This window comes from Micromonospora sp. NPDC047707 (assembly GCF_040704235.1).
GTDB lineage: Bacteria > Actinomycetota > Actinomycetes > Mycobacteriales > Micromonosporaceae > Micromonospora.
Genome location: NZ_JBEYSU010000019.1, coordinates 12,728 through 37,731 on the forward strand (window position 1 = coordinate 12,728; position 25,004 = coordinate 37,731).

The 25,004-nt window shown below is 74.0% G+C and carries 24 protein-coding genes; 9 read left to right on the plus strand and 15 right to left on the minus strand.

The features are described 5' to 3' along the window. Nucleotides 1-105: 105 nt before the first annotated feature. From AB0873_RS20285 to pdxH, 6 genes are all read right to left on the minus strand, one after another. Nucleotides 106-1,266, minus strand: coding sequence for an acyl-CoA dehydrogenase family protein (locus AB0873_RS20285; protein WP_366601279.1), 1,161 nt, complete (start codon nt 1,264-1,266; stop codon nt 106-108). Between the two features lie 21 nt (nt 1,267-1,287). Continuing rightward, a complete protein-coding gene (locus tag AB0873_RS20290) occupies nt 1,288-1,593 on the minus strand; it encodes a type II toxin-antitoxin system VapB family antitoxin (protein WP_091593012.1) in 306 nt (101 codons plus the stop codon). A gap of 162 nt (nt 1,594-1,755) precedes the next feature. Beyond that, on the minus strand, nt 1,756-2,385 hold the full coding sequence (locus AB0873_RS20295; protein ID WP_366601280.1) for a nitroreductase family protein: 630 nt from the start codon (nt 2,383-2,385) through the stop codon (nt 1,756-1,758). A gap of 13 nt (nt 2,386-2,398) precedes the next feature. Continuing rightward, complete coding sequence (locus AB0873_RS20300) at nt 2,399-3,331, minus strand: aldose 1-epimerase family protein (RefSeq protein ID WP_366601281.1); 933 nt, start codon at nt 3,329-3,331, stop codon at nt 2,399-2,401. Between the two features lie 18 nt (nt 3,332-3,349). Beyond that, nucleotides 3,350-4,645, minus strand: coding sequence for an MFS transporter (locus AB0873_RS20305; protein WP_366601283.1), 1,296 nt, complete (start codon nt 4,643-4,645; stop codon nt 3,350-3,352). Further along, entirely contained in the window at nt 4,642-5,268 is a 627-nt protein-coding gene (pdxH, locus tag AB0873_RS20310; RefSeq protein ID WP_366601404.1) for a pyridoxamine 5'-phosphate oxidase, read from the minus strand. Before pdxH ends, AB0873_RS20305 begins: the two co-directional genes overlap by 4 nt. A gap of 285 nt (nt 5,269-5,553) precedes the next feature. On the opposite strand from pdxH, the gene AB0873_RS20315 reads away from it, so the two are divergent. From AB0873_RS20315 to AB0873_RS20330, 4 genes are all read left to right on the plus strand, one after another. Further along, nucleotides 5,554-6,660: a citrate synthase 2 gene (locus AB0873_RS20315; RefSeq protein WP_155329181.1), complete on the plus strand. Its 1,107-nt coding sequence runs from the start codon at nt 5,554-5,556 to the stop codon at nt 6,658-6,660. Nucleotides 6,661-6,967: 307 nt separating this feature from the next. Further along, nucleotides 6,968-8,095: a phosphoserine transaminase gene (gene serC / locus AB0873_RS20320; protein ID WP_366601285.1), complete on the plus strand. Its 1,128-nt coding sequence runs from the start codon at nt 6,968-6,970 to the stop codon at nt 8,093-8,095. 184 nt (nt 8,096-8,279) lie between these two features. Next, nucleotides 8,280-9,356, plus strand: coding sequence for a septation protein SepH (gene sepH / locus AB0873_RS20325; RefSeq protein WP_366601286.1), 1,077 nt, complete (start codon nt 8,280-8,282; stop codon nt 9,354-9,356). 104 nt (nt 9,357-9,460) lie between these two features. Next, the gene (locus tag AB0873_RS20330; RefSeq protein ID WP_366601288.1) at nt 9,461-10,447 is read left to right on the plus strand and encodes an aldo/keto reductase; all 987 of its coding nucleotides are present in this window, start codon (nt 9,461-9,463) and stop codon (nt 10,445-10,447) included. A gap of 37 nt (nt 10,448-10,484) precedes the next feature. Here the strand turns inward: AB0873_RS20330 and thpR are convergent, their stop codons facing one another. The 5 genes from thpR to AB0873_RS20355 all read right to left on the minus strand — a co-directional run bounded on the left by thpR (nt 10,485) and on the right by AB0873_RS20355 (nt 15,081). Next, entirely contained in the window at nt 10,485-11,063 is a 579-nt protein-coding gene (thpR, locus tag AB0873_RS20335; RefSeq protein ID WP_155329185.1) for an RNA 2',3'-cyclic phosphodiesterase, read from the minus strand. 10 nt (nt 11,064-11,073) lie between these two features. Then, nucleotides 11,074-11,583 carry a hypothetical protein gene (locus AB0873_RS20340; RefSeq protein WP_366601290.1) on the minus strand — a complete coding sequence of 170 codons (510 nt, stop codon included), beginning with the start codon at nt 11,581-11,583 and terminating at the stop codon, nt 11,074-11,076. Between the two features lie 107 nt (nt 11,584-11,690). After that, entirely contained in the window at nt 11,691-12,971 is a 1,281-nt protein-coding gene (locus AB0873_RS20345) for an MFS transporter (RefSeq protein ID WP_155329187.1), read from the minus strand. A 68-nt stretch (nt 12,972-13,039) separates the two neighbouring features. After that, on the minus strand, nt 13,040-13,489 hold the full coding sequence (locus AB0873_RS20350; protein WP_196255786.1) for a MarR family transcriptional regulator: 450 nt from the start codon (nt 13,487-13,489) through the stop codon (nt 13,040-13,042). 119 nt (nt 13,490-13,608) lie between these two features. Further along, nucleotides 13,609-15,081 carry an NCS2 family permease gene (locus AB0873_RS20355; RefSeq protein ID WP_366601406.1) on the minus strand — a complete coding sequence of 491 codons (1,473 nt, stop codon included), beginning with the start codon at nt 15,079-15,081 and terminating at the stop codon, nt 13,609-13,611. 88 nt (nt 15,082-15,169) lie between these two features. Between AB0873_RS20355 and AB0873_RS20360 the strand changes: the two genes are divergently transcribed. Next, complete coding sequence (locus AB0873_RS20360; protein ID WP_366601292.1) at nt 15,170-15,415, plus strand: DUF2530 domain-containing protein; 246 nt, start codon at nt 15,170-15,172, stop codon at nt 15,413-15,415. Nucleotides 15,416-15,434: 19 nt separating this feature from the next. Here the strand turns inward: AB0873_RS20360 and AB0873_RS20365 are convergent, their stop codons facing one another. After that, a complete protein-coding gene (locus AB0873_RS20365) occupies nt 15,435-16,274 on the minus strand; it encodes a DUF3027 domain-containing protein (RefSeq protein ID WP_155329189.1) in 840 nt (279 codons plus the stop codon). An 86-nt stretch (nt 16,275-16,360) separates the two neighbouring features. Between AB0873_RS20365 and AB0873_RS20370 the strand changes: the two genes are divergently transcribed. Both AB0873_RS20370 and AB0873_RS20375 read left to right on the plus strand, forming a co-directional pair. Beyond that, nucleotides 16,361-17,977 carry an MFS transporter gene (locus AB0873_RS20370; RefSeq protein WP_366601294.1) on the plus strand — a complete coding sequence of 539 codons (1,617 nt, stop codon included), beginning with the start codon at nt 16,361-16,363 and terminating at the stop codon, nt 17,975-17,977. Then, nucleotides 17,974-18,693, plus strand: coding sequence for a futalosine hydrolase (locus AB0873_RS20375; protein ID WP_366601296.1), 720 nt, complete (start codon nt 17,974-17,976; stop codon nt 18,691-18,693). The genes AB0873_RS20370 and AB0873_RS20375 overlap by 4 nt, the downstream gene beginning before the upstream one ends. Here AB0873_RS20375 and AB0873_RS20380 read toward each other — a convergent pair. Continuing rightward, nucleotides 18,687-19,502 (minus strand): GNAT family N-acetyltransferase, encoded by an 816-nt coding sequence (locus AB0873_RS20380; protein WP_366601298.1) that lies wholly within the window; start codon nt 19,500-19,502, stop codon nt 18,687-18,689. The two genes, AB0873_RS20375 and AB0873_RS20380, sit on opposite strands and share 7 nt — an antisense overlap. Before the next feature lie 996 nt (nt 19,503-20,498). Here AB0873_RS20380 and AB0873_RS20385 point away from each other — a divergent pair. After that, nucleotides 20,499-21,416: a 1,4-dihydroxy-6-naphthoate synthase gene (locus tag AB0873_RS20385; protein WP_366601300.1), complete on the plus strand. Its 918-nt coding sequence runs from the start codon at nt 20,499-20,501 to the stop codon at nt 21,414-21,416. Here AB0873_RS20385 and AB0873_RS20390 read toward each other — a convergent pair. Together AB0873_RS20390 and AB0873_RS20395 are read right to left on the minus strand one after the other, a co-directional pair. After that, entirely contained in the window at nt 21,377-21,763 is a 387-nt protein-coding gene (locus AB0873_RS20390; protein WP_155329194.1) for a cold-shock protein, read from the minus strand. The two genes, AB0873_RS20385 and AB0873_RS20390, sit on opposite strands and share 40 nt — an antisense overlap. 28 nt (nt 21,764-21,791) lie before the next feature. Continuing rightward, nucleotides 21,792-22,418, minus strand: coding sequence for an HAD family hydrolase (locus AB0873_RS20395; RefSeq protein ID WP_366601301.1), 627 nt, complete (start codon nt 22,416-22,418; stop codon nt 21,792-21,794). Nucleotides 22,419-22,502: 84 nt separating this feature from the next. Between AB0873_RS20395 and AB0873_RS20400 the strand changes: the two genes are divergently transcribed. Continuing rightward, nucleotides 22,503-24,977, plus strand: a complete 2,475-nt coding sequence (locus AB0873_RS20400; protein ID WP_366601302.1) for a helicase-associated domain-containing protein — start codon at nt 22,503-22,505, stop codon at nt 24,975-24,977. Nucleotides 24,978-25,004 lie beyond the last annotated feature (27 nt).

Consider the following 25,004-nt stretch of genomic DNA (forward strand, 5'->3'; position numbering starts at 1 on the left):
TCAGACGCGTCGTCTGAGGAAAACGTTACGGCCCTCGTACGACACCCGCGCGGCGAGCGACCCGATCGGGTGACGGCCCCGGCCAGGGGAAGGCGGCGACGCCGGTCAGGCGAAGGCGGAGACGCCGGTCAGCTTCTGCCCGACGACCAGCTGGTGGATCTCCGACGTGCCCTCGTAGGTCAGCACGCTCTCCAGGTTGTTGGCGTGCCGCATCACCGGGTACTCGCCGGACACGCCGTTCGCGCCGAGGATCGTGCGGCACTGCCGGGCGATCGCGAGCGCCTCCCGGACGTTGTTCAGCTTGCCGACGCTCACCTGTTCGGGGCGGAGCTTCCCGGCGTCGGCGAGCCGGCCCAGGTGCAGGGCCAGCAGGTACCCCTTGTTCCACTCGACGGCCATGTCGGCGAGCTTGGCCTGGGTGAGCTGGAACGCGGCGAGCGGCTTGCCGAACTGCGTGCGGGTGGTCGCGTACCCCAGGGCCGTCTCCAGGCACTCGCGGGCCGCGCCCAGCGCGCCCCAGACGATGCCGTGCCGGGCCTCGGTGAGGCAGCTCAGCGGGGCCTTCAACCCGGTCGCCCCGGGCAGTTGCGCGTCCGCCGGGAGCCGCACGTCGTCGAGGGAGACCTCGCCGGTCACCGACGCGCGCAGTGACATCTTGCGACCGATCTCCCGCGCCGTCACCCCGGGCGTGTCCATGGGTACGGCGAAGCCGCGTACCCCCTCGTCGGTGCGCGCCCAGATCACCGCGACGTCCGCGACGGGCGCGTTGGTGATCCACATCTTGGTGCCGTGCAGCACCCAGTCGTCACCGTCCCGGCGGGCCCGGGTGGACATCGACGCCGGGTCGGAGCCGTGATCCGGCTCGGTCAGCCCGAAGCAGCCGATCGCCTCGCCGGTGGCCATCGCCGGCAGCCAGCGCTGCTTCTGTTCCTCGCTGCCGTAGCGCCAGATGGCGTACATGGCGAGCGATCCCTGCACCGACACCAGGGACCGGACGCCGGAGTCGCCGGCCTCCAGCTCCAGGCAGGCCAGCCCGTACGCGACGGCCGAGGACCCGGCGCAGCCGTACCCGGTCAGGTGCATGCCGAGCAGGCCCAGCTTGCCGAACTCGCGGGCCAGCTCGCGGGCGGGCACCTGGCCCTCCTCGTACCAGCCGGCGACGTGCGGGCGGACCCGGTCGTCGACGAGCTGGCGCACGACGGCGCGGATCTGCCGCTCCTCCTCGCTGAGCGACGAGTCGATGGCCAGCAGGTCGAGAGGGGTCATGGGGGCCACCTTAACGAAGGCTCACTCCACCGCCTCGGAGAGCACGAGCACCCGGGCGTGGATCTGGTTGCGCTGCTGCAACGCGGCCCGCAGCGCGCGGTGCAGGCCGTCTTCCAGGTAGAGCCCGCCGTTCCACTGCACCACGTGCGGGAAGAGGTCGCCGTAGAAGGTCGAATCCTCGGCGAGCAGCTTGTCGAGGGCCAGCTCGCGCTTGGTGGTGATCAACTGGTCCAGGCGCAGCGGGCGCGGCGGAATCTCGGCCCACTGCTTGAGCGTCAGGTTGTGCTCGGGGTAGGGACGCCCGTCCCGGACCGCTCTGAAGATCACGACGGCACGCTCCCCTCCCCGCACCGGGCCGACCCGCGACACCGGGCCGGGTCGCGGCGCGGCACCGCGACCAGCGGCACCGATGACCGTGCCAGCCTAGCCCGCCACGTCACGTCGCGTTCTGCTCCCTGATGTCAGTTTCGCTACCGCGCCGTCCGGTTCTCAACCGGACAGATCCGGCGAGTCGGACGACCCCCACCGGCCACGGTGGACCACTTCCTCGACCGGACGGCGTCCCCGACGCAGGGATGGTGACCGATGGTCGGGAACACGGTAACCGATGGTGATCGCGCCGACCGGGTCGTACTCCGCCGGCACCCCGAACGCGGACCGGAAGTCGTCGAGGCGGTGCGGTGGAATGCCGAAGAAACACGCACCCAGACCCTCGTCGACGGCGGTCAACAGCATCAGCAGCGCGGCGAAGCCGGTGTCGATGTACCAGTACGGCACCGGCCAGCGCTCGGTCGAGCGGTCCGCCCAGCCCTTGTCCGGCTCCGCGTACCGGTCCAGGTACGCCGACCGGTTCGCGTGCGGGACGATGATCAGCGGCGCCCGCCGCATGCCGCTCAGCCAGCGGTCCCGGCCGCCGCCGCCCGGGGTGGCCGCCGTCCAGAACCGCTCCCGGTCCTCGGCGCTGTCCAGCACCAGGAAGCCCCAACCCTGGGAGAAGCCGGCCGAGGGCGCCCGGATCGCGTGGTCGAGCAGGCGCTCCACCACGTCCGGCGGGACCGGCCGGTCCGGGTCGTAGTTGCGGACCATCCGGCGCCGCCGGACCACCTCGCCGAACTCCATGCCGCCTCGCCTCTCACGCCCCGGGCCGGATGCCCCAGACACCCCGCCAGGTGTCGCCGGGCTTCAGTGTGATCAGGTCCCGGCCGGAGCGGAACGCGTCCGGCGGGCAGGTCATCGGCTCGACCGCCACCGACCGCCGGTACCGCTCCCCGGGCAGCGAGTCGCCGGTGAAGACCTGCCACCAGCCGAACTGCCGGTCCGCCCAGATGCGTACGCCGGCCGAGCCGTCCGGAGCGGTCAGGTCGACGGCCGAGCCGCCGTCGTCGTCACGGATCACGTCACCGAACGTGTGGTCCAGCGTCGCCCGGCCGACGCGGCGCCCGCCGGTCCAGTCGCACTCGGTTCCGCTCACCGGCGTAACGGCGATCGGCAGCAGCCGCCGCGCGTCCACCTGGAGGCGGCTGCGGGCCGGCAGCCGCATCGTCAGGTCGTCGACCGCCACGCCGGGCAGTCGCAGGTACGGGTGGACCGCGAAGCCGAACGGCGCCGGCTCCGCCGCGGTGTTGGTGACCTCGTGCTCCGCGCGCAGCCCGTCGGGGCCCACGCTCCACCGGCTGTGCAGCCGCAGGGACCAGGGGTAGCCGGGGGTCGGCGGCAGGTCGTACCCGACGGTCACCGCGTCGGTCGACCGCTCCAGCAACCGCCACGGAACCCAGTTGACCAGCCCGTGGATGGCCACGTCGCGCTCCGGCTCGCTGATCGACAGCTGCAGGTGCCGGTCGCCGAACGTGTACCGCCCGTCCCGGATCCGGTTCGGCCACGGCGCGAGCACCTGCCCGGCGCTGCCGGGGCAGAGCTCGTCGGCCGCGTACCCGTCGAGGAGGTCCACGCCGTCCTGCCGGTACGTCCGGACCCCGCCGCCCACCTCGACGACGACGGCCTCGTGGCCGGCGGCGGCGATGGTCCACTGCGCGCCGGAGGGGGGACGCTGCTCGGGGGTGTCCATGCGGGGGACCCTAACCGGTCAACTCCGCTCCCCGCTCGACCCGGCCGCCGCCCGGTAGCGGACCAGCGCGGGAAACGCCAGCGCCAGCCCGAGCGCGAGGACGGCGGAGAGCAGGCCGCCGCCGACCCAGGCCACCCCGGTGCCGAGGCCGGCCGCCGTCGCGCCCGCCCGCAGGTCGCCCAGGCGCGGGCCGCCCGCCACGACCACGGTGTTCACGCCCTGGAGCCGGCCCCGCATCCGGTCGGGCGCGTAGACCAGCAGCATCGACTGGCGCAGCACCGCGCTCACCAGGTCGGCCGCACCGGCCACCGCGAGCAGCAGGACCATCAGCCACAGCTGCCGGGCCAGCCCCGCCGCGGCGACGGCCAGCCCCCAGCCCACCACGGCGACCACCAGGCCGAGGCCCTGCCGGCGCATCCGGCCGATCCAGCCGGAGGTGAGCCCGCCCAGCATCGCGCCGATCGCGATGGCACTGAAGAGCCAGCCGACCGCCGCGCCGCCGCCGAACCGCTCCTGTGCCACCTCCGGGAACAGCGCCCGGGGCATGGCCAGGATCATCGCGATCAGGTCGATCGCGAACGACAGCAGCAGCACCGGCGTGGTGGCGAGGTACCGGAAGCCGTCGACGATCCCGGCCAGCCCGCCCCGCCGGGCCTCGCCGTCGGCGGGCGGTTCGGGGGGCATCGCGGGCAGCCGCAGGGTGGCGACCACCAGGCCGGTGAAGAGGACGGCGTCCACCGCGTACGCGACCGGCAGGCCACGTTCCGTGCCGAACACCGCGAGGATCAGGCCGGCGGCGAGCGGGCCGACCACCGAGGCCGCCGTGAAGGTGGTGTAGTTCAGCGTCGTGCCGGCCGGCACCAGCTCCGGCGGCAGCAGCCGGGGCAGGATCGCCGAACGCGCCGGCGAGCTGATCGCGAACGCGATCGAGTGGACCGTGACCAGCGCCAGCAGCAGCACCGGGCTGCCGACCCCGGACACGGCGTGCACCAGCAGGCCGAGCATCGACGCCCAGAGCAGCGCCGACCCGCCCAGCAGCACACGCCGCCGGTCCCGGGCGTCGGCCACCGCGCCGCCCCAGAGCCCGAACACCAGCAGGGGTACGAAGCCCGCGACCCCGAGCAGGCCGACCCAGAACGAGTCCTCGGTCAGCGCGTACATCTCGACCGGGACGGCGACCGCCGTGACCTGGAACCCGAACATCGCCAGCGTGTTGCCGAGCCACATCCGGCGGAACGCCGGCACCCCCAGGGGACGCAGGTCGATCGCCCAGCGGCGCGCTCCGCGCGGCCGGGCCTCCTGCACGCCGGTCACGGTGCCAGCCGCTCGACGACCCAGCCGGCGCCGGTACGCCGGAACCGCAGCCGGTCGTGCAGCCGGCTCGCCCGCCCCTGCCAGAACTCCACGCAGTCCGGGCGGATCCGCAGCCCGCCCCAGTGCGGCGGCGCGGGGATCGGGTCGACGTCGGCGAACCGCTCCGCCGCCGCCCGGTACGCGTCGTCCAGCGCCGCCCGGTCCGGCAGCACCCGCGACTGGTCGCTGGCCCACGCACCGAGCTGCGAGCCGCGCGGCCGGCTGGCGAAGTACGCCTCGGTCTCGGCCCGGTCGAGCCGCTCCGCCCGGCCCGTCACCACCACCTGGCGGTGCATGGGGAACCAGGGGAAGACGAGGCTGGCGTACGGGTTCGCGACCAGTTCGGCGCCCTTGCGTGACCCGTAGTTGGTGAACAGGACGAAGCCGTCCGGGTCGTACCCCTTGAGCAGCACGGTCCGGCCGCTCGGCCGGCCGTCGGCGTCGGACGTGCCGAGCACCATCGCGTTCGGCTCGGGCAGCCCCGCCGCGACCGCGTCGGCGAACCAGCGGTCGAACTGCATGTGCCAGTCAGCCGCCAGGTCCGCCTCGGTCAGGCCCAGGTCCGCCGCGTACTCGTTCCGCATGTCCGCCGGCGGCACTGTGTCGCCCGTCACGTCGTCTCCCCTCCCCGTCCGGCCGGTGAACGCCCTGCCGCGCAGGCCAGCCCCCATCGCACAGTCTCACCGACCCGACCGGACCGCGCCCGGCCGGGGATGTCGCGTGTAGCACAGCGGTCGCGGGTCGCGCACTTCCGTAACCAGCAGGCAAGATGGCACGAACACATCCCTGAGGGTCGCCTAAGGCGCTCGCCCGGCTGGGCCGGGGCCGGAGCCCCGGGCGGGCGCACCGAGCAGATCCAGGAGAGCGACATGGCCGATTTCAAACCCGGACTGGAGGGCGTCGTAGCCTTCGAGACCGAGATCGCCGAACCCGACCGTGAGGGCGGCGCGCTGCGCTATCGCGGTGTCGACATCGAGGATCTCATCGGCCAGGTCTCGTTCGGCAACGTCTGGGCGCTGCTGGTGGACGGGCGCTTCGGCCCGGGCCTGCCGCCGGCCGAGCCGTTCCCGGTGCCGGTGCACTCCGGTGACATCCGCGTCGACGTGCAGTCCGCGGTGGCGATGCTCGCCCCGTACTGGGGGCTCAACCAGCTCCTCGACATCTCCGACGAGCAGGCCCGCGAGGACCTGGCCCGGGTGTCGGTGACCGCGCTCTCCTTCGTCGCCCAGTCCGCCCGCGGCCTCGGGCTGCCGGCGGTCCCGCAGAAGGAGATCGACAAGGCGTCCACCATCGTCGAGCGCTTCATGAAGCGCTGGCGGGGTGAGCCCGACCCGCGGCACGTCAAGGCCGTCGACGCGTACTTCATCTCGGCCGCCGAGCACGGCCTGAACGCCTCCACGTTCACCGCCCGGATCGTCGCCTCCACCGGCGCGGACGCCGCCGCCTGCATCTCCTCCGGCATCGGCGCGCTCTCCGGCCCGCTGCACGGCGGCGCCCCGTCGCGGGTGCTCAGCATGCTGGAGGCCGTCGAGCGCAGCGGCGACGCCGAGGGGTACGTCAAGGGCGTCCTCGACCGCGGCGAGCGGCTGATGGGCTTCGGCCACCGGGTCTACCGCGCGGAGGACCCGCGCGCCCGGGTGCTCCGCCGCACCGCGAAGGAGCTGGGTGCCCCCCGCTTCGAGATCGCCGAGGCACTGGAGAAGGCCGCTCTCGCGGAGCTGCAGGCCCGCCGCCCGGACCGGGTGCTCGCCACGAACGTCGAGTTCTGGTCGGCCGTCGTGCTGGACTTCGCCGAGGTGCCGGCGCACATGTTCACCTCGATGTTCACCTGCGCCCGGATGGGTGGCTGGAGCGCCCACATCCTGGAGCAGAAGAAGCTCCAGCGGCTCGTCCGCCCCTCCGCCCGCTACGTCGGCCCGGCCCCCCGCAAGCCGCACGAGGTCGACGGCTGGGACCAGGTCCCGCACGGCGTCTGAAAGGAAGGGCCCCCTGTTAACGCCTCCGGTAGAGGAGGGGCCCCTTGTTAACGCCCTCGAAGGCCCCGGCCGCCCGTCCGGCCGGGGCCTTCGGCGTACCCCGGGCCCGCTGTGGCGCACGACTCAGTGCCGCTGCCGGGACCGGCGGCCGGCCGGCGGGCAGCAGGTGGGAGGATGAGGGCCGGCAGTGTCGCCGGACCGGGTACGGATCCCGGCCGAGCCGTGCGCTCCCGCACGCGTTTGCCGTCGATCCGCGCCCGACCTGTTACGGGCCCGCCCTCGCCCATGCGGAAGGATCTCCAGAACCGTGGCTGACGCACCGACCATCCGGATTCCCGACGACATCAAGCCCGCCGACGGGCGGTTCGGCTGCGGGCCGTCCAAGGTCCGTCCGGCGGCGGTCTCCGCCCTCGCCGACGTGGCGACCAGCTACCTGGGCACCTCGCACCGGCAGAAGACGGTCCGCGACCAGGTCGCGCGGCTGCGCCGGGGCATCGCCGAGTTCTTCTCCCTGCCGGACGGCTACGAGGTCGTCCTCGGCAACGGCGGCACCACCGCGTTCTGGGAGGTCGCCACGTTCGGCCTGATCCGGGACCGGGCCCAGTTCGCGAGCTTCGGGGAGTTCGGCGCCAAGTTCGCCAAGGCCGTCAAGGACGCGCCGTTCCTCGGCGAGCCGACGATCCGCAAGTCGGAGGCGGGCACGGCACCGACGCTGGCGGCCGAGGCCGGGGTCGACGTCTACGCCACCCCGCACAACGAGACCTCGACCGGCGTCGCCGTGCCGATCAGCCGGGTCCCGGGCGCGGACGAGGGTTCGCTGCTCCTGGTGGACGCCACCTCCGGCGCCGGCGGCCTGGAGGTCAACGTCGGCGATACCGACGTCTACTACTTCGCCCCGCAGAAGTGCTTCGGCTCCGACGGCGGCCTCTGGCTCGCCCTGATGTCGCCGGCCGCGCTGAACCGGGCCGCCGAGATCAAGGCGTCCGGCCGCTACATCCCGGCCTTCCTCGACCTGGTCACCGCGATCGACAACTCGCGGCTGGAGCAGACGTACAACACGCCGGCGCTGGCCACGATCTTCCTGGCCGCGGAGCAGACCGACTGGATGAACTCGCAGGGCGGCCTGGCGTGGGCGGCCAAGCGCACGGCGGAGAGCGCCAGCATCGTGTACGGCTGGGCGGAGCGCTCGGCGGTGGCCACCCCGTTCGTCACCGATCCGGCGCTGCGGTCCAACGTGGTCGCGACGGTCGACTTCGCGGACGAGGTGGACGCCACCGCGATCGCGAAGGCGCTGCGCGCCAACGGCATCGTGGACACCGAGCCCTACCGGAAGCTGGGCCGCAACCAGCTGCGGATCGCACTCTTCCCGGCCGTCGAGCCGGCCGACGTCGAGGCGCTGACCGCGTCGATCGACTACGTCGTCGAGCGGCTCTGACGATCGTCACGGTGGGTGGCCAGCGAGGCCGCCCCGGCCACCCACCGTGATCATCACCGCAGCTCAATCACGACATGCGGGTGTCGCATCCCCCACCTCTGGGCAGAGGAGCGTACGGTGGTGCGAGACGCCCGGGTGGCCGACCTGTGGCGTGCGGCCAGCGAAGCGGGACGGAGGCAACGCAATGCGCCCAGTACGCTTCGTCGCCCTCTCCGAGGACGGCCAGGCCCTGGTGCTCGCCGACGAGGTGGGGCGTCTGCTCGCCCTGCCCCTCGACGAGCGCGTCGCCACCGCGTTGCACGCCGAGCCCGGCGCCCCGCCGCTCGCGGTCGCCCCGGCTCCCGCCGCCGAGCCGACGCCCTCCCTGTCGCCGCGCGACATCCAGGCGCGGATCCGCTCGGGTGAGTCCGCTGAGGACGTGGCCCGCATCGCCGGCGTCCCGGTCGACCGGGTGCTGCGCTACGCCGGTCCGGTGCTCCAGGAGCGGGCGATGCTCGCGCAGCACGCCCGCCGCACGCGTCTCAAGGGCGCGGAGAAGCCCACGCCGCTCGCCGAGGTGGTCAACGGTCGCCTGGCCCAGCACGGGATCGACACCGAGAAGATCTCGTGGGACGCGTGGCGTCGCGACGACGGCACCTGGCGGATCGTGGCCACCTGGCCGTCCGGCAAGGCCACCGCGCAGGCCGTCTGGGATCTGGACAAGACCCGGCAGTCCGTCACGCCGCACGACGACATGGCACAGTACCTGTGCGCCGAGCGTCCCACCCCGATCCTCGGCCAGGAGCCGGCGCCCGAGCGTGGTGGCCACGCGCTGCCCGGCCCGTCCCGCGGCGAGCCCGGCCGGGGCGGGCACGGCCTGCCGGCACCGGCCGAGCACGCGCGCCCGGGCCGCGACCCGATCCGCGCCGGCCGCGACGCCCTGCTCGCCTCCCTCGACCGGCCGCTGGGCGGGACCGGCCGCGGTCTCGAACCGCGTACCCCGGCCGCCCTGGCCGGGTCGGACGCGCCGCGCCAGCGCCCGGTCGGCGGTGGGGCGGCGGCCCTGCTCGGCGGCGGTCCCGGTTCCGCCTTCGACGACGACTCAGACGCGCCGAAGGAGGTCCCGGCCGTCCCGTCGCTGGCCGTGCTGCGGCCGCGCCGGACGGGCGCGTCGGCGGCCGCCGGTGGCGAGTCGACCGACACCGGAAAGCCGCGCAAGCGGCTCCCGAGCTGGGACGACGTGCTCTTCGGCAGCGGCCCGGCGGCACGCGAGTCCTCCTAGGACCGGCGGCGACGTCCCTGGTCGGCCAGGGACGTCGCCGGCAGGCGCTGCCTCCCGGCTCAGCTCCGGCGGCGGACCGGCGGCGGCCGTGGCAGGGTTGGCCCATGGAGTACACGAACCTGGGTCGCACCGGCCTGTCGGTCAGCCGTCTCTGCCTCGGCACGATGAACTTCGGCCCGCAGACCGACGAGCCGGACAGTTTCGCCATCATGGACCGCGCCCTGGAGCACGGGATCAACTTCTTCGACACCGCCAACGTGTACGGCTGGAAGCTCGGCGAGGGGGTCACCGAGCACATCATCGGCCGCTGGCTGGCGCAGGGCGGCGGCCGGCGGGACAAGGTCGTGCTCGCCACCAAGGTGTACGGCAAGATGGGCGACTGGCCCAACGAGCAGGGCCTCTCCGCCCGGCACATCATCCGGGCCTGCGAGGACTCGCTGCGCCGGCTGCAGACCGACACCATCGACCTCTACCAGATGCACCACATCTCCCGGTCCACCCCGTGGGAGGAGATCTGGCAGGCGATGGAGACCCTGGTCGCCCAGGGCAAGGTGGTCTACGTCGGGTCGTCCAACTTCGCCGGATGGCACATCTCGGTGGCGCAGGAGGCGGCCGGCCGCCGCAACTTCCTCGGTCTCGTCGCGGAGCAGTGCATCTACAACCTGCTCACCCGGCACGTCGAGTTGGAGGTCGTCCCGGCCGCGCAGCACCACGGCCTCGGCATCATCCCGTGGTCGCCGCTGCACGGCGGGCTCCTCGCGGGCGTGCTGCGCAAGTTGGCCGAGGGCGGGGCGGCCCGCGGCACCACCGGCCGCGCCGCCGACGCGCTCGCCGAGCACCGGCCGACCATCGAGGCGTACGAGAAGCTCTGCGCCGACCTGGGGCACGACCCGGCGGATGTGGCCCTCGGCTGGCTGCTCACCCGGCCCGGGGTGACCGCCCCGATCATCGGGCCGCGCACCGTCGAGCAGCTCGACCGGTCCCTCGGCGCCCTCGACGTGGCACTCGACGACGCCACGCTGACCCGGCTCGACGAGCTGTTCCCGCCGGTCGGCAACGGCGGCCCCGGCCCGGAGGCCTGGGCCTGGTGACGCGGGACGGACGGGTGACGCGGACGGACCGCCCCGGTCAGAGCGGCCAGGCGGCGACGCGGTCGTAGGTCGGGCGGGGGCCCGGGTGGCTGCGCATCAGCACCAGTTCGCTGGCCGGCCACTCCGGGCCCTCGTACGCGTGCAGGGTCTCGACGTCGGCCGCCACGTCGGCTTCGGGCACCCGGTCGCCGGGGCGGGCGATCGTCAGGTGCGGGCGGAACGGCTTCTCGTCGTACGGCAGTCGGTTGTTGCGCAGGCGGGACCGGATGAGCCGGGACAGCACGGTCAGCGCCTCGACGTCGCCGAGCAGGTCCACCCAGAGCACCGTGAAGCGGCCCCGCCCGAACGTCCCGCCGCCGCCGAGCCGGAGTCGGGGCGGGACCTCCCGCCCGTCCCGGGACCACTCGGCGGCCAGCCCGAGCGCGCTCTCCACCGCGGTCAGCCGGTCCGCCTCCACCTCACCGAGGAAGGCGAGCGTGACGTGCTTGTGGGCGGGATCGGCGAGGCGGACGTTGATCCCGCCGGCGGCCGCCGCACCGACGCGCAGGCGGGTGACCTGTGCGCTGAGGTGCTCGACGGCGGCGGGCGGCGGGTAGACGGCGGCGAAGAGCCTCAAGCCCGGCCTCTCAGCGGTGGCGCTGGTGGTGCTCGGCCCGGGCGGCGGGGAGGATCAGCCCGGCCCGGTGCAGGACGCCTTCGACCCGCACCCGTTCGATTTCCCGGTCGACCCCGGTCAGCTCGTCGAGGTGTTCGACGACGCCGAGGGCCGCGCAGGCCCGCCGCAGCCGCGCGTCGTACGCCTGGAGCACCGCGCCGTGCCAGACCGCGGACCGTCCGCTCGCGCCGATCCGCTGGCCGCCGAGGCGCCGGAGGTCGGCGGCGAGCTGCTCCAGCGGGCGCCGGTCCGGCCGGTCGAACCCGCTCAGGTCCAGGTCGCGGGTGAGCGCGTCGGCCTCGACCGCCCGATCCAGTCGGGCGATGGTGCGCCTTTCCCGCCGCCGCTCCCGCCATTCCGCGAGGCCGCATGCCAGCCGGTCGACCAGCTCGTCGGCGCAGAAGAACAGCGCGATCACCACGGGCAGGCACACCACCGCGCCGACCATCAGGGTCAGCAACAGTGCGCGTCCCAGCTCCACGAACCGACGCTAAGCCGCCCGGTGCCGCCCCGCCACCGGATTGGCCGCATCCGCGGCGTTAAGAAGGGACCCTTCCACTACCGGAGGCGTTAACCGGGGGCCCTTCCTTACAGCCGCTCGGTGACGTAGAAGCGGGGCATCGGGAGGATCCGGAACCGCAGCCGGGCCCCGGAGCGGCGCAGCTGCCAGGCGAGCGACAGCAGAGCGGTGACGAGTGAGACGAGGCCGCCGATCCAGATGCTCGCGCCGGCGCCGTACGTCTCGGCGAGCCAGCCGATGACCGGCGCGCCGACCGGGTTGGTGCCGAGGAACACCAGCACCCAGAGCGCCATGACCCGGCCCCGGAAGGCGGCGTCGGTGCCGAGCTGGATGCGCTGGTTGCACGCCTGTGCGAAGAAGACCATGAAGAACCCGGTCGGCAGGAGCAGCGCCACCACCAGCCAGTACGTGGACGCCAGCCCGACCAGCGTGCCGAAGGAGGAGCAGGCGATGGCGGCGCCCAGTACCAGCCACACGGACGGCCGGCTGCGCCGCCCGGTGCCGGCCAGCGCCCCGATCAGCGCTCCCACGGCGAGGGCGCTGCTGAACAGGCCGAACGACGCGGCGCCGGTGTTGAAGACGGTCTTGGCCAGTGCGGCGAGGGTGAGCTGGAAGTTGAACATCGAGGTGGCGATCACCAGGATCATCACCATCGGCAGGAGCAGGTCGGGTCGGCCCCAGACGTAGCGCAACCCGTCGACGACCTTGGCCGACGCCCGCTCCTCGCGGGGCGGCAGCGCCTCGCGGTGCAGCTCGGCCGGGCGCATCCGGACCACGTTCACCAGCGGGGCGATCGAGCTGAGGGCGGTGACCAGGAAGACCGGCCCGACGTCGAAGGCGGCGATGGCCAGGCCGGCGAGGGCCGGGCCGACGATCCGCGCGGCGTTGAACGTCGCCGCGTTGAGGGAGAGGGCGTTCGGCAGCAGCGGGGTGCCGACCAGCTCCGACACGAAGGCCTGCCGGACCGGGGTCTCCACGGCGTTGGCGACGCCGAGCAGGGCGGCGAAGGCGAAGACGTGCCAGAGCTCCACCAGCCCCGTGATGACCAGCAGGCTCATGGCCAGCGCCAGCACCGTCCAGAACGCGTTGGCGACGAAGAGCAGCATGCGCTTGTCGTACCGGTCGGCGAGCCGTCCGGAGATCAGCGTGAGCAGCAGGACGGGGGTGAACTGGAGGGCGGTGACGACGCCGAGGGCGGTGGCCGAGTTGTCGGAGAGCTCGAGGACGAGCCAGTCCTGGGCGATGAACATCATCCAGACGCCGATCAGCTTGATCAGCTGCCCGGATGCGAAGAGCCGGTAGTTGCGGACCTGCAGGGACTGGAACATCGTGCTCAGCTTCGACTGCACTCTAGGTGCGCCTCCCTCGCGTACGCGTCATCACCGTCGGACGGCGCGGTCGCGGGTGGCTCGAAGCCTCAGGCGCGGGCGAGCTGGTGCAGGATCTCCGCCGCCTGGCGCAGCGTGTCCTGTTCCTCCTCGCTCAGTTCGGCCAGCCGGTGGGCCAGCCACTCGTCCCGGGCACGCTCGAACTGGTCGAGCACCGCCCGGCCCCCCTCGGTCGCTGCGAGGATCACCTGCCGGCCGTCGGTCGGGTGGGGTGTGCGCTGCACGAGGCCACGCTCCTCCAGCTTCGCGACGATCTTGGTCATCGTCGGCGGCTGGACCCGTTCGACATCGGCCAGTTCCCGGGGCGTCAGCGCGCCCGCCAGCCGGAGGCTGGTGAGCGCGGAGAGCTGGGTGACCGTGAGGTCGCCGACCGGCCGGGCCTGCCGGACCCGTCGGTTGAGCCGGGTGATCGCATCACGCAACTGAACCGCCAGTTGCGCCGGTGGCATGCTCTTCGCCGTCACCGTCCGCTCCGTCACGATAGTTAGCCTAACTAATGGGCCTGGCTAACGACATGCGATATGACCAGGCTCACGGGGAGGTTCGCCCTGCTCCGGGCCGGGAATCCGATGTGGAGCACCCGACCCGGAACGGGACGTCACTGCAGCACGGACTCGATGGGCCCGCGCAGGAAGTACAGCACGAACAGAGCGGCGACGCCGTAGAGCAACGGGTGGATCTCCCGCGCCTTGCCCTTCGCGAGCTTCACCACCACGTACGTGATCAGGCCGGCGCCGATCCCGTTGGAGATCGAGTACGTGAACGGCATCAGCACGATCGTGAGGAACGCGGGGATCGCGATCTCGTAGTCCGTCCAGTCGATCGTCCGGACCGCCGTCATCATCAGGAAGCCGACCACGACGAGGGCGGTCGACGCCGCCTCGAACGGCACGACCACCACCAGCGGCGCCAGGAACATCGCCAGCAGGAACAGCACGCCGGTGACCAGGTTGGCCACGCCGGTCCGGGCGCCCTCCGCGACACCGGCGGCGCTCTCGATGTACGACGTGTTGCTGGACACGCTCGCCGCGCCACCGCTGGCCGCGGCGATCGAGTCGACCAGCAGGATCTCCCGCGCCCTTGGCGGGGTGCCCCGCTCATCGAGCATGCTCCCCTCCTGGCCGACCGCGACCATCGTGCCCATCGTGTCGAAGAAGTCGGTGATCAGCAGGGTGAAGACGAACATCAGCACGACCAGCCAGCCGGCGCGGCTCCACGAGTCGAGCACGTTGAAGTTGCCGAGCAGCGACAGGTCCGGCACGTCGACGATCGTGCTCGGCAGCTCCGGCACGTTCAGCGACCAGCCCTTGGGGTTCGACACACCGTTGACGAAGGACGGACCGATGTTCCACAGCGCCTCGACGACGATCGCCAGCGCGGTCGAGGCGAGGATGCCGATGAGGATCGCGCCCTTGACCCGGCGCACCACCAGCACCAGGGTCAGCAGCAGACCCAGTACGAAGACGAGCAGGGGCCAGCTGGCCAGCTTGCCGCCGATGCCCAGGCCGACCGGGACGGTGGTGTTCGCCTCGTCCGGGATGCGCCGCACGAAGCCCGCGTCGACCAGGCCGATGATGGTCAGGAAGAGGCCGATGCCGACGCCGATCGCGGTCTTCATCTGCGTGGGCACCGAGCGGAACACCGCCGTACGCAGACCGGTGAGCACCAGCACCGCGATGATCAGACCCTCGATCACCACCAGGCCCATCGCGTCCGCCCAGGTCATCTCCGGTGCGATCTCGTACGCGACCAGCGCGTTGACGCCGAGGCCGGCGGCGAGCGCCAGCGGGAACCGGCCGACCACGCCCATCAGGATCGTCATCAGGCCGGCGATCAGGGCGGTCGCCGCGGCGAGGGCGGGGATCGGCAGCTTCTGGCCGTCACCGTCGACGGCGGAGCCGAGGATGAGCGGGTTGAGCACCACGATGTACGCCATCGTGAAGAAGGTGGCCAGGCCACCGCGGACCTCGCGGCTCATCGTGGAGCCACGGGCGGAGATCTCGAAGTAGCGGTCGAAACCGTTCCGCGGCTCTGCGGACGGTGTGCCGTTGTCGGGCGGGGCTACTGCCATCGGGTCCTCGCAGGTGATCTTCCGTTGTCGCGCCGCATCGTCCCAGATCACCGGCCGGGCGGGAAAGTTCATCCCGTACGCTTGCCGCGTGCCGAAGGAGCAGCCACCGCGGCCCGAGCCGCTCGACCCGCCGATGGTGCCGTTCGCCCTCGCCGGGATGGCCGCCTGGGCGGTCGCCGGGGTCGTGCTGCTGCTCTTCCGCGACCGGCTGATCGAGAACGGGCACGAGAACTGGCTGTGGACCTGCCTGGCCGGTTTTCTGTGGGGGTTCCCCGGTCTCGCCGTGATGATGCGGCACGACGCGAACCGTCGCCGCCGCCGCGCCGGCCGCTGATCAGCAGCGGCGGGTCACCTTACGGGTGCCCGTACGGCTCGGCCGGCTCGGCGGCCTCCACCGACCCGTGCGCCCGGCTGACCGAGACGGCCTCGACCGCGCTGTCGTCGTAGACGGTCGGCATCTCCTCGACCGGCGTCTCCGGAGTCTCGACGAGGATCTCCGAGTGGGCGCCGCAGCCGTGGTCGGAGCTGACCACCCGGCCGTCGTCCGGCGCGTAGAAGTTGCCGCAGGCGCCGAAGGCCTGCCGCATGGCGCCGGCCAGCGGCAGGTAGAAGCCGCAGGTGCCGCAGCGGGCGGCGGCGGGGGCCGCGGTGGAGATCGGCGCGGCGGGCCCATGGTCGCTGTCGTACCACCGCTGGGCGGCCTCACCGCGCCCCTCCCGGGACAGCACCCGCGCCCGGCCGAGACCCAGCTCCCACGCGGTCTCCTCGACCGCCGGGTCGTCGGAGAGCAGGTAACCGGGCTGGAGGCGCTCGTCCTCCGGCGGGGTGGGCAGCAGGTCCCCGGGGCCGAGGTCGCCCGGCTTCAGCCGCTCCTGCCAGGGCAGCCAGCCGGGAGCGAGCAGCGCGTCCGGGCCGGGCAGCAGCACGGTCTCGCAGATGGTCACGGTCCGGCTCCGGGGCACCCGGGTGACGGTGACCGCCCAGCGCCAGCCGCGGTAGCCGGCCAACCGGCACTCGAAGTAGTGCGTGACGAGGCGGTCGCCGTCCGCGACGGCCTGGATGTGGTCGCCGACGTCCGATGGGTCGACCTCGGTGATGGCGTCGCGCGCCAACTCGACGGCGGCGGCGCAGACCTGGTCGAGGCGGGCGGCACGAGCGGAGGCGGGCCTGGTCACCCCACCATTGTTCCCCATGCGGGCGGCTGCCTGACAGGCACTCCCCGGAACCATCTGCGGCGGTGGTGGCGCGTACGCCGGGCGGATGGGCGAGGATGTTGCTCATGCCGTTGTTCTCCCGGTCCGAGCGTTCCGTCCTCGGGCGGACCGTCGGCACGGGCATCAAGGCCGTCCGTCTGCTGTTCCGCGGCTCGGTCAGCAGCAGCCGCTGGGTGACCCGCTCGGCGGGGCGCGCCCGGGCGCGGGGTGCCGGCGGCGAGGTCGGCATGGTCCGCCTGTTCGACCTGCACGCGATCTCCTGCGCCGGGGACACGCTCATCGCGATCGGCCTCGCCGGGACGATCTTCTTCAACGTCCCGCTCGGCGAGGCACGCAGCAAGGTCGCGCTCTACCTGCTGGTGACGATGGTGCCGTTCGCCATGCTGGCGCCGGTGGTCGGCCCGCTGCTCGACCACTTCCGGCACGGTCGCCGGTACGCGCTGGCCGCCACCATGCTCGGGCGGGCCTTCCTGGCCTGGCTGGTCTCCGACTACATCCACGGCTTCGGCCTCTATCCGGCGGCCTTCGGCGTCCTGGCACTCTCCCGCGCGTACGGGGTGGCCCGCTCGGCCGCCGTGCCGCGGCTGCTCCCGGAGGGCATCGGGCTGTCCCAGGCCGGGGCCCGGGCCAGCGTCTACGGCACGGTCGCCGGGGCCCTGGTCGCCCCGATCGGCCTGGCCGCCTTCTGGTTCGGGCCGCAGTGGCCGCTACGGGTCGCCTCGGTGATCTTCCTGGTCGGCATGGTCATCTCGCTGCGACTGCCACCGAAGGCGGATTCGGAGCCGCCGGAGCGGGTGCCGCGCCCGCTGCGGGCGCTGGGGCGGCGTACCGGGGATCGGCCGTTGGGCCGGGGCCGTCCGCACGGCCGGCTCGTGATCGCCACCCTCGTCGGCGCCGCCACCCTGCGCGCCGTCTACGGCTTCCTCCTGCTCTTCCTCGCCTTCGCGATCAAGGCCGGTGACCTCACCACCACCTTCTTCGGCCGGCCCCTCAGCGACGAGGCGGCCCTGGGCCTGGTCGGCGGCGCCCTGGCGGTCGGCAGCTTCCTCGCCACCGCGATCGGCACCCGGCTGCGCATCCACCGGCCGACGGCACTCCAGTCCAGCGGGATGGTCGTGGTCGCCGGCGTGGCCGTCCTCGCCGCGCTGAAGTTCTCGCTCCCGATGGTCGCGCTGCTCTGCCTGGTCGCCGCCCTGATGAGCGGCATCGCGAAACTCGCGGTCGACGCGTCGATCCAGGAACGCATCCCGGAGCGGCTGCGGGCCAGTTCGTTCGCCCACTCGGAGACCGTCCTGATGCTCGCGTTCGTGGCCGGCGGCGGCCTGGGTCTCGTCCCGTTCGACGGTCGGCTCGGCATCGCGGTCGCCGCCGGCGTGGCGGCGCTCGCCACCGCGCGCGGCGTCGTGGTCGCGGGCCGGCTGCGCGCCGAGAAGCTGGTCGGCCGGCCGCTCGCCGACGACGAGCTCACCGAGGACGAGTCGGCCCCCGACGAGCCCGGGCACCTGGGCCGCACCGTCGAGGACGCCACCCCCACCTCCCCCGCTCCCACCCGGAGCGGGCCGGTGGACGACGACGGTCTGGCCCCACCGGGCTACCACATCTACCGCCCGTCGTCGGCGGTCGCCGGCCCGGGCGGCACCGACGAGGAGACCCGCCGGGAGCCCCGGGGGCCGCTCACGTGACGCGGCTGCTGGTGGTCACCGCGGTGCCCGCGGAGGCCGACGCGGTCCGGGCCGGCCTCGCCGCGGTTCTCTCCACCCCGCCCGCCGGGTCGGGCCCGGGTACCGCGGGTGCCCCGGATCAGGTTCCGACCGTGGCGTCGGTCGGTGTCGGTCCGGCGGTCGCGGCTGCCGCCACGGCCCGGCTGCTGGCACTGGCGGAGGCCGCCGGGCAGCCGTACGCGGCGGTCGTCAGCGCCGGCGTCGCGGGCGGCTTCCCCGGCAAGGTCGCGGTCGGCGGTGCGGTCGTCGGCACCAGCGCGATCGCCGCCGACCTGGGCGCCGATTCCCCGGCGGGTTTCATCCCGGTCGACCAGCTCGGCATGCCGGCGGAGCTGCTCGGCGGCGGCACCACCGTCACCGCCGACCCGGCGCTGGTGGCCGCCCTCCGGACCGCCCTCCCGGCCGCCGCCGTGGGCCCGGTGCTGACCGTCAGCACGGTCACCGGCACCGCCGCCAGCACCGACGCGCTACGCCGCCGGCATCCCGACGCCGTGGCCGAGGCCATGGAGGGGTACGGGGTTGCCGTCGCCGCCGCGCACGCCGACCTGCCCTTCGTGGAGCTGCGTACGGTCTCCAACCCGGTCGGCCCGCGCGACCGCGACGCCTGGCGCCTGCGCGAGGCGCTCGCCGCCCTCACCGAGGCCGCCCCGGCCCTCCTGGCCCTGGCCGCTCAGTAGGCAACGGGCGGGCGATCCAACCGCAACGTCCACGCTCGCCTCTCGGCCCGGTACCCACAGGCGAACAGCAGACGGGACTCGGCAACGTCGGCGAGCGCCCACGACGTCCTGACTCCCGCCCGGTCCATCTCCTCCATGAGGCGCTCGACCAGGCGCCGGCCCACGCCCAGGCGCCGGTACCAGGCGGCTACCAGCACCCCGTCCAGCACGACTTCCCGCTCGCCACGCGGCTCGTCCCCGTTACGGAGGTGCGGGCTGCGCTCGTGGGCGCGTAGTTCACCAATCAGCTCGCCGTCCGGCAGTTCGGCGACGAACCGCCACGAGGTCTCCGGCAGCCCGGCCCCGGTCACGCGCCGCACCCGGAAGGTCCGGCGGATCTCCTCGGCCCGCCGACGTTGGTCCCGGTACTGGCGGTTCACCTCGTACGCGAACGCCGGAACCTTGAGCGGGTACCGCTCCGGCGGCAGCCGGTACCACTCTGCCCACCAGGCACCCGGCCAGTCCCTCGGCTCGCGGACCTCCCAGGCGTCAAGGTGCGCCGGGTAGCGACGCGCCGCCTCGTCCGTCCACTCGTCGTGCGGCACCGGCGGCGGAGGCACCACATGCGCCGCGGCGCCCGGCAGCCCTGCGACCACCACGCCGCCGGCCGCCCGCACCAACCGCTCCACCGTCCGGAACCGTGGATTCGTCGTACGCTCCGCCTCGATGCGCGCCAGGGTCGCCTGCGGCACGCCGGACTTCTCCGCCAGCTCCCGCTGGCTCAGATCTGCCGCGCGACGAAGCGCTCGGAGCAGGGCACCGAGTTTCACCACATCCGTCGACCCATCACCTGGCCCTCCGCCACCTGGCCCTCCGCCGCCTGACAGCTCGTTCCTCGTCGATGCGTTCACGACCTCATGCTCCCCACGTACCCCCAGCTGTTTCAACAGGCACCCGCTGCCTGTGGAAAACCTGTGGAGAACCGGCCCGACCTGCCAGCGATACGCGGTCTGGCGTCCTTTGGAGCTGATTCGTTCATGTCATCGCGCCGCCCGGCCAGACTGGCGTGGTCCGACCTGCGGAAGCCGGCGATTCTGCCGCCTGCTTGTCCGGCGACCTGCTTGTCCGGCGGCCCGACCGCACCTGCGAGCCGAAGCCCCCGCCCCGCACCCGCCCCGGCCCCGCCCCCCGGCACCGGCACCCGCACCGGCACCGGCACCCGCACCGGCACCCGCTCCCGCTCCCGCACCGGCACCGGCACCGGCACCGGCACCGGCGAACGCGATCGCACCCCAAGCCGAAGCCCTCCGGGGCGGAGCCGTCCCCGCGCTGGCTACGGTGACGCCACCCCGCCCCGAGGCGAAGCCGCCCCCCGTCCCGGCTCTGGCGACCCGCCACGTCGCCGCCGCCCAGGTGGGCCGTGGCCGCCGCCGACGGACGCGAGTGTGACCCCTGATGCATCCACGACATCAGCTCCAAAGGACGCCAGAGCGCGTCTCGCTACCCGGCGGCTCGACGCCGCCTGGCGAGCTACTGGACCCGCTCGCCGACCGGCTCTACATCCGCTGCAAGCCGGGGACAGACAGCGACGAATCTCTCCGCCGAGCACCGGCACCGGCACCGGCACCGGCACCGGCACCGGCACCGGCCAGGATGCGGGCCGGGGCCGGAGGACGGAGAGCGGGAGGACGGAGGGTGGAAGGACGGAGGGCGGAAGGACGGCTTCCCAGTCGCGATGGCGGGACTCGCAGACGCAACGGGGCGGGGCTCACAGTCGCGAGGGCCGGGGTGGCCGCTCGGGCCGGGGGCGGGGCTACGGTGGGGGCGTGGCGCTCTCGCTGGCGATCTCGCCCTGCCCCAACGACACGTTCGTCTTCCACGCTCTCGTGCACGGGCAGGTGCCGGGGGCACCGCCGGTCGAGGTGACCTACGCGGACGTGGACGTCACCAACACCGCCGCCGAACGCGGGGCGTTCGACCTGGTCAAGGTGAGCTACGCGGCGCTGCCGTGGCTGCTCGACGACTACCACCTGCTGCCCTGCGGCGGCGCGCTCGGCCGGGGCTGCGGCCCGCTGGTGCTGACCCGACCCGACCGCGCCCGCGCCAGCCGAGCCGCCCGCGCCAGCCGAGCCGCCCGCGCCAGCCACGCCGGCCCCGCGGACGACGCCGGCCACGCCGGCCTCGCGGACCTGACCGGCGCCACGGTGGCCGTGCCGGGGGACCGGACCACGGCGTACCTGCTGTTCCGGCTGTGGTCGGCCGGCCGGCCGCCAGCCCGGATCGAGGTGGTGCCGTTCCACGAGATCATGCCGGGGGTCGCGGCCGGACGGTACGACGCCGGCCTGGTGATCCACGAGGCGCGGTTCACCTATCCGCGACACGGTCTGACCGCCCTGGTCGACCTCGGTGAGTGGTGGGAGGCCGACACCGGCCTCCCGATCCCGCTCGGCGCGATCCTGGCCCGGCGCGGCACGGTGGACCCGGCGGCCGCCGCGGAGTGGATCCGGGAGTCGGTCCGCCGGGCCTGGGCGGACCTGGCGGCCAGCCGGGAATACGTGCTGACGCACGCGCAGGAGATGGAGCCCGACGTGGTGGACCGGCACATCGGCCTCTACGTCAACGAGTTCACCGCCGACCTGGGTGAGGCCGGGTTCGCCGCCGTCGAGGCGCTGCTCGGCCGGGCCGCCGACGCCGGGCTGGTGCCTCAGACCTCCAGCTCGCGGGCGACCGCGTGGACCAGCTGAGCGATCTTCTGCGCGGTCTTCCGGTCCGGGAAGCGGCCCCGGCGCAGGTCCGGCTGGACCTTCGCCTCGAGCACCTTGATCATGTCTTCGACGAGGCCGTGCAGCTCCTCGGCCGGCCGGCGGCGCAGCTCCGCCACCGACGGCGGGGCCTCCAGCAGCTTGACCCCCATCGCCTGGGCGCCCCGGCGGCTGTCGACCACACTGAAGTCGATCCGCTGACCGCCCTTGAGGTCGGTGACACCCGCCGGTAGCGCGGCCTTGGGCAGGAACACGTCGCCACCCTCGTCACTGGTGACGAACCCGTATCCCTTGGTCGCGTCGTACCACTTCACTCGGCCCGTCGGCACCTGAGAACCTCTGCTTCGCTCAAGACGTCTACTGCCTCAAGGCTAGCCGGATCATGCGGTCCAGCGCCGCCGGGAATCCGGTGAGATCATCCAGCATCAGCTCGGCGCCGGCCGCACGCAGCTCGTCGGCGGTGCAGGGACCGGTGGCCACCGCGATCCCGGGCACCCCGGCGGTCCGGGCGGCCACCATGTCCGCCACGTGGTCGCCGACGTAGTGGGTGGCGCCGTGCTCCCGCAGGGCGGTCGCCTTCTCCTCGGCGAACAGGTCACCGGCCACCTCGTCGACCAGCAGGCCCAGGTGGTCCAGGTGCAGCCGGGCCAGGCGGCCCAGCTTCGACGTGACGACGAGCACCCGACCCCCGTGGGCGCGGACCGCCTCGATCGCCGCCCGCGCGCCGGGCAGCGGGACGGTCGGTGTGATCGCGTACGCCGGGTAGAGCTCGCGGTAGGTGCGGACCGCGTCCTCGACCTGCTCCGGCGGGAACCACCGGGCGATCTCGGTCCGCAGCGGCGGCCCGAGCCGGGACACGGCCGCGTCGGCGTCCACGTGCACGCCGGTCCGGGCGGTCAGCGCCCGGTACGCGGCGGCGATCCCGGGGCGGGAGTCGACCAGGGTCATGTCGAGGTCGAAACCGACCGTCGGCGGCGAAGGCATGCCGAAGACCGTACCCGTCCCCGCCGGGCGAGCCGGACGTCCGGCGGGCGGGAGGGCCTCCGGCCGGGCTAGCGTGGAACGACGATGAGCACCTCACTCGCCGACCACCTGCGCGCGCTGCCCGACGAGTCACTCGCGGCCCTGCTCCAGCAGCGGCCCGACCTCGTCGTGCCCGTGCCGGCCGACATCGCCGCGCTCGCCATCCGCGCCCAGTCCCGGGTGTCGGTGGCCCGCGCCCTGGACGGCCTGGACCAGTTCACGCTCCAGATCCTGGACGCCGCCCGCCTCACCCGGGAGCCGTCGGACGGCACCACCAGCGTCGACGCGGTACTCGCCATGGCGACCGCCGGGGCGCAGCCGCCCGCCCCGGCCACCGTACGGGCGGCGGTGGAGCGGCTCCGGTCCCTCCTGCTGCTGTACGGCCCCGACGACCGGCTCCACCTGGTCGGTGGCGTCGACGAGATCGCCCCGTACCCGGCGGGGCTGGGCCGGCCGGCTGCGGAGCTGGACCTGCGGACGGCGGCGCTCTGCGCGGACCCGGCGAAGCTGCGGCGCACGCTGCTGGCGGCACCGCCCTCGGCGCGGGCGATCCTGGACCGGCTGGCCGCCGGACCGCCGGTCGGGAGCGTGCCGCCGGGCGCCCTGCAGGCCCCACCGGTCGGCGCGGAGGACGACCTGCCGCCCGACCTGACGAACGGCGGGGCGCCGACCGGCTCACCGGTGCGCTGGCTGGTCGACCACCGGCTGCTGGTGCCCGTCACGACCGGCCGGAGCGGCGGACCCGGCACGGTGGAGCTGCCCCGGGAGATCGGGCTGCTGCTTCGCCGGGACACCGGCCCGCTCGGCCCGCTGCGTACCAGCCCGCCGCCGGTGTCGGCCGCGCCCCGCGAGCCCAAGGCCGTCGACTCGGCCGGGGCCGGGCAGACCATGGAGGTGGTACGCCAGACGGAGTCGCTGCTCGAACAGCTCGCCGCCGAGCCCGCCCCGGTCCTGCGCTCCGGTGGCCTCGGTGTCCGCGACCTGCGCCGGTTGGCTCGTGCCGTCGGGCTGGACGAGTCGACGGCCGCCCTGCTGCTGGAGGCGTCGTACGCGGCGGGGCTGACCGGCGAGCTGGAGCTGCCCGGGGCGGTGACCACCCGGCACGGCGCCGACCAGCAGGTGGTGCCGAGCGCCGGGTTCGAGGTGTGGCGGGCCGGGTCGTTGGCCCAGCGGTGGGAGCAGCTTGCCCGGGCGTGGCTGACGATGACCCGGCAGCCGGGGCTGGTCGGTCAACGCGACGACCGGGACCGGCCGATCACGGTACTCTCCCCGGAGGCGGAGCGGGCCGGGGCGCCAACCGTCCGGCGGGCGGTGCTCCAGGTCCTCGCGGATCTTGAGCCGGCCACCGCGCCCACCCCGGAGGAGGTGTTGGCCCTGCTCGACTGGCGGGCGCCGCGGCGCAGCCGGGGACGGGAGGCGGCGCACCGGGAGGTGCTGGCCGAGGCGGCCACGCTGGGCGTGACCGGGCTGGGGGCGCTCACCTCGTACGGGCGGCTGCTGCTCGCCGACGTGACGTCGGGCGACGAGCGGGGCGCGGACGACCCGCTGGGGCTGCGGGCCGACGCCGAGGGCGAGCCGTCCACGGCGGTCCGCGCCCTGGACGCGCTGCTGCCCGCCCCCGTCGACCACTTCCTCGTCCAGGCCGACCTGACCGTCGTGGTGCCCGGTCCGCCCGACCCGACGCTCGCGGCGGAACTCGACGTGGTGGCCGAGCACGAGTCGGCCGGCGGCGCCAGCGTGCACCGGGTCACCCCGGCGAGCGTGCGCCGGGCGCTGGACGCCGGCTACTCCGCCGACGACCTGCACGGGCTGTTCCGGCGGCGCTCCCGCACCCCGGTGCCGCAGGGGCTCACGTACCTGGTGGACGACATCGCCCGCCGGCACGGCGGCCTGCGGGTGGGCTCGGCGGGGGCGTACGTGCGCAGCGACGACGAGGCGCTGCTCACCGAGGTGGTGGCGGACCGGCGGCTGGAGGCGTTGGCGCTGCGCCGGCTCGCGCCGACCGTGCTGGCCACCCCGTACCAGGTGGGCCGGATGCTCACGATGTTGCGTGAGGCGGGGTACGCGCCGGTGCCGGAGGACGCCACCGGGGCGGCGGTGCTCACCCGGCCCAAGGCTCGCCGGGCTCCGGCGCGCGTGTCGGTCGCCGCGCGGACCGTCGACCCGCTCACCGCCCCGAAGTTGCCGATGCCCCGCCTGCTCGGCGTGGTCGAGCAGATCCGGCGTGGCGACGCCGCCGCCCGGGCGGCCCGGCGGGCACCGGCGGTGGTGCGCGGTCAGGTCCCCACCGGCCCGGTGCCGGTGCACAGCCACAGCGACGCGCTGGCGGTCCTGCAGCAGGCGGTACGGGACAAGGCGTTGGTCTGGGTGGGGTACGTCGACGCGCACGGGGCGACCGCGTCGCGGCTGGTGCGGCCCGTGTCGATCGGGGCGGGCTACCTGCGGGCCGAGGACGAGCGGACGGAGATGCTGCACACGTTCGCCCTGCACCGGATCACGGCGGCGGTCTTGGAGGACTGACCGCGGCCGGGCGCGGGGCGGCGTCGG

Bases quoted from the DNA above. Each gene is read 5' to 3' on its own strand.
- AB0873_RS20285 (WP_366601279.1), bottom strand. From the start codon at position 1,266: ATGACCCCTCTCGACCTGCTGGCCATCGACTCGTCGCTCAGCGAGGAG.
- AB0873_RS20295 (WP_366601280.1), bottom strand. From the start codon at position 2,385: ATGGAGTTCGGCGAGGTGGTCCGGCGGCGCCGGATGGTCCGCAACTAC.
- AB0873_RS20300 (WP_366601281.1), bottom strand. From the start codon at position 3,331: ATGGACACCCCCGAGCAGCGTCCCCCCTCCGGCGCGCAGTGGACCATC.
- pdxH (WP_366601404.1), bottom strand. From the start codon at position 5,268: ATGCGGAACGAGTACGCGGCGGACCTGGGCCTGACCGAGGCGGACCTG.
- AB0873_RS20315 (WP_155329181.1), top strand. From the start codon at position 5,554: ATGGCCGATTTCAAACCCGGACTGGAGGGCGTCGTAGCCTTCGAGACC.
- sepH (WP_366601286.1), top strand. From the start codon at position 8,280: ATGCGCCCAGTACGCTTCGTCGCCCTCTCCGAGGACGGCCAGGCCCTG.
- AB0873_RS20330 (WP_366601288.1), top strand. From the start codon at position 9,461: ATGGAGTACACGAACCTGGGTCGCACCGGCCTGTCGGTCAGCCGTCTC.
- AB0873_RS20355 (WP_366601406.1), bottom strand. From the start codon at position 15,081: ATGGCAGTAGCCCCGCCCGACAACGGCACACCGTCCGCAGAGCCGCGG.
- AB0873_RS20365 (WP_155329189.1), bottom strand. From the start codon at position 16,274: ATGGGGAACAATGGTGGGGTGACCAGGCCCGCCTCCGCTCGTGCCGCC.
- AB0873_RS20370 (WP_366601294.1), top strand. From the start codon at position 16,361: ATGCCGTTGTTCTCCCGGTCCGAGCGTTCCGTCCTCGGGCGGACCGTC.
- AB0873_RS20395 (WP_366601301.1), bottom strand. From the start codon at position 22,418: ATGCCTTCGCCGCCGACGGTCGGTTTCGACCTCGACATGACCCTGGTC.
- AB0873_RS20400 (WP_366601302.1), top strand. From the start codon at position 22,503: ATGAGCACCTCACTCGCCGACCACCTGCGCGCGCTGCCCGACGAGTCA.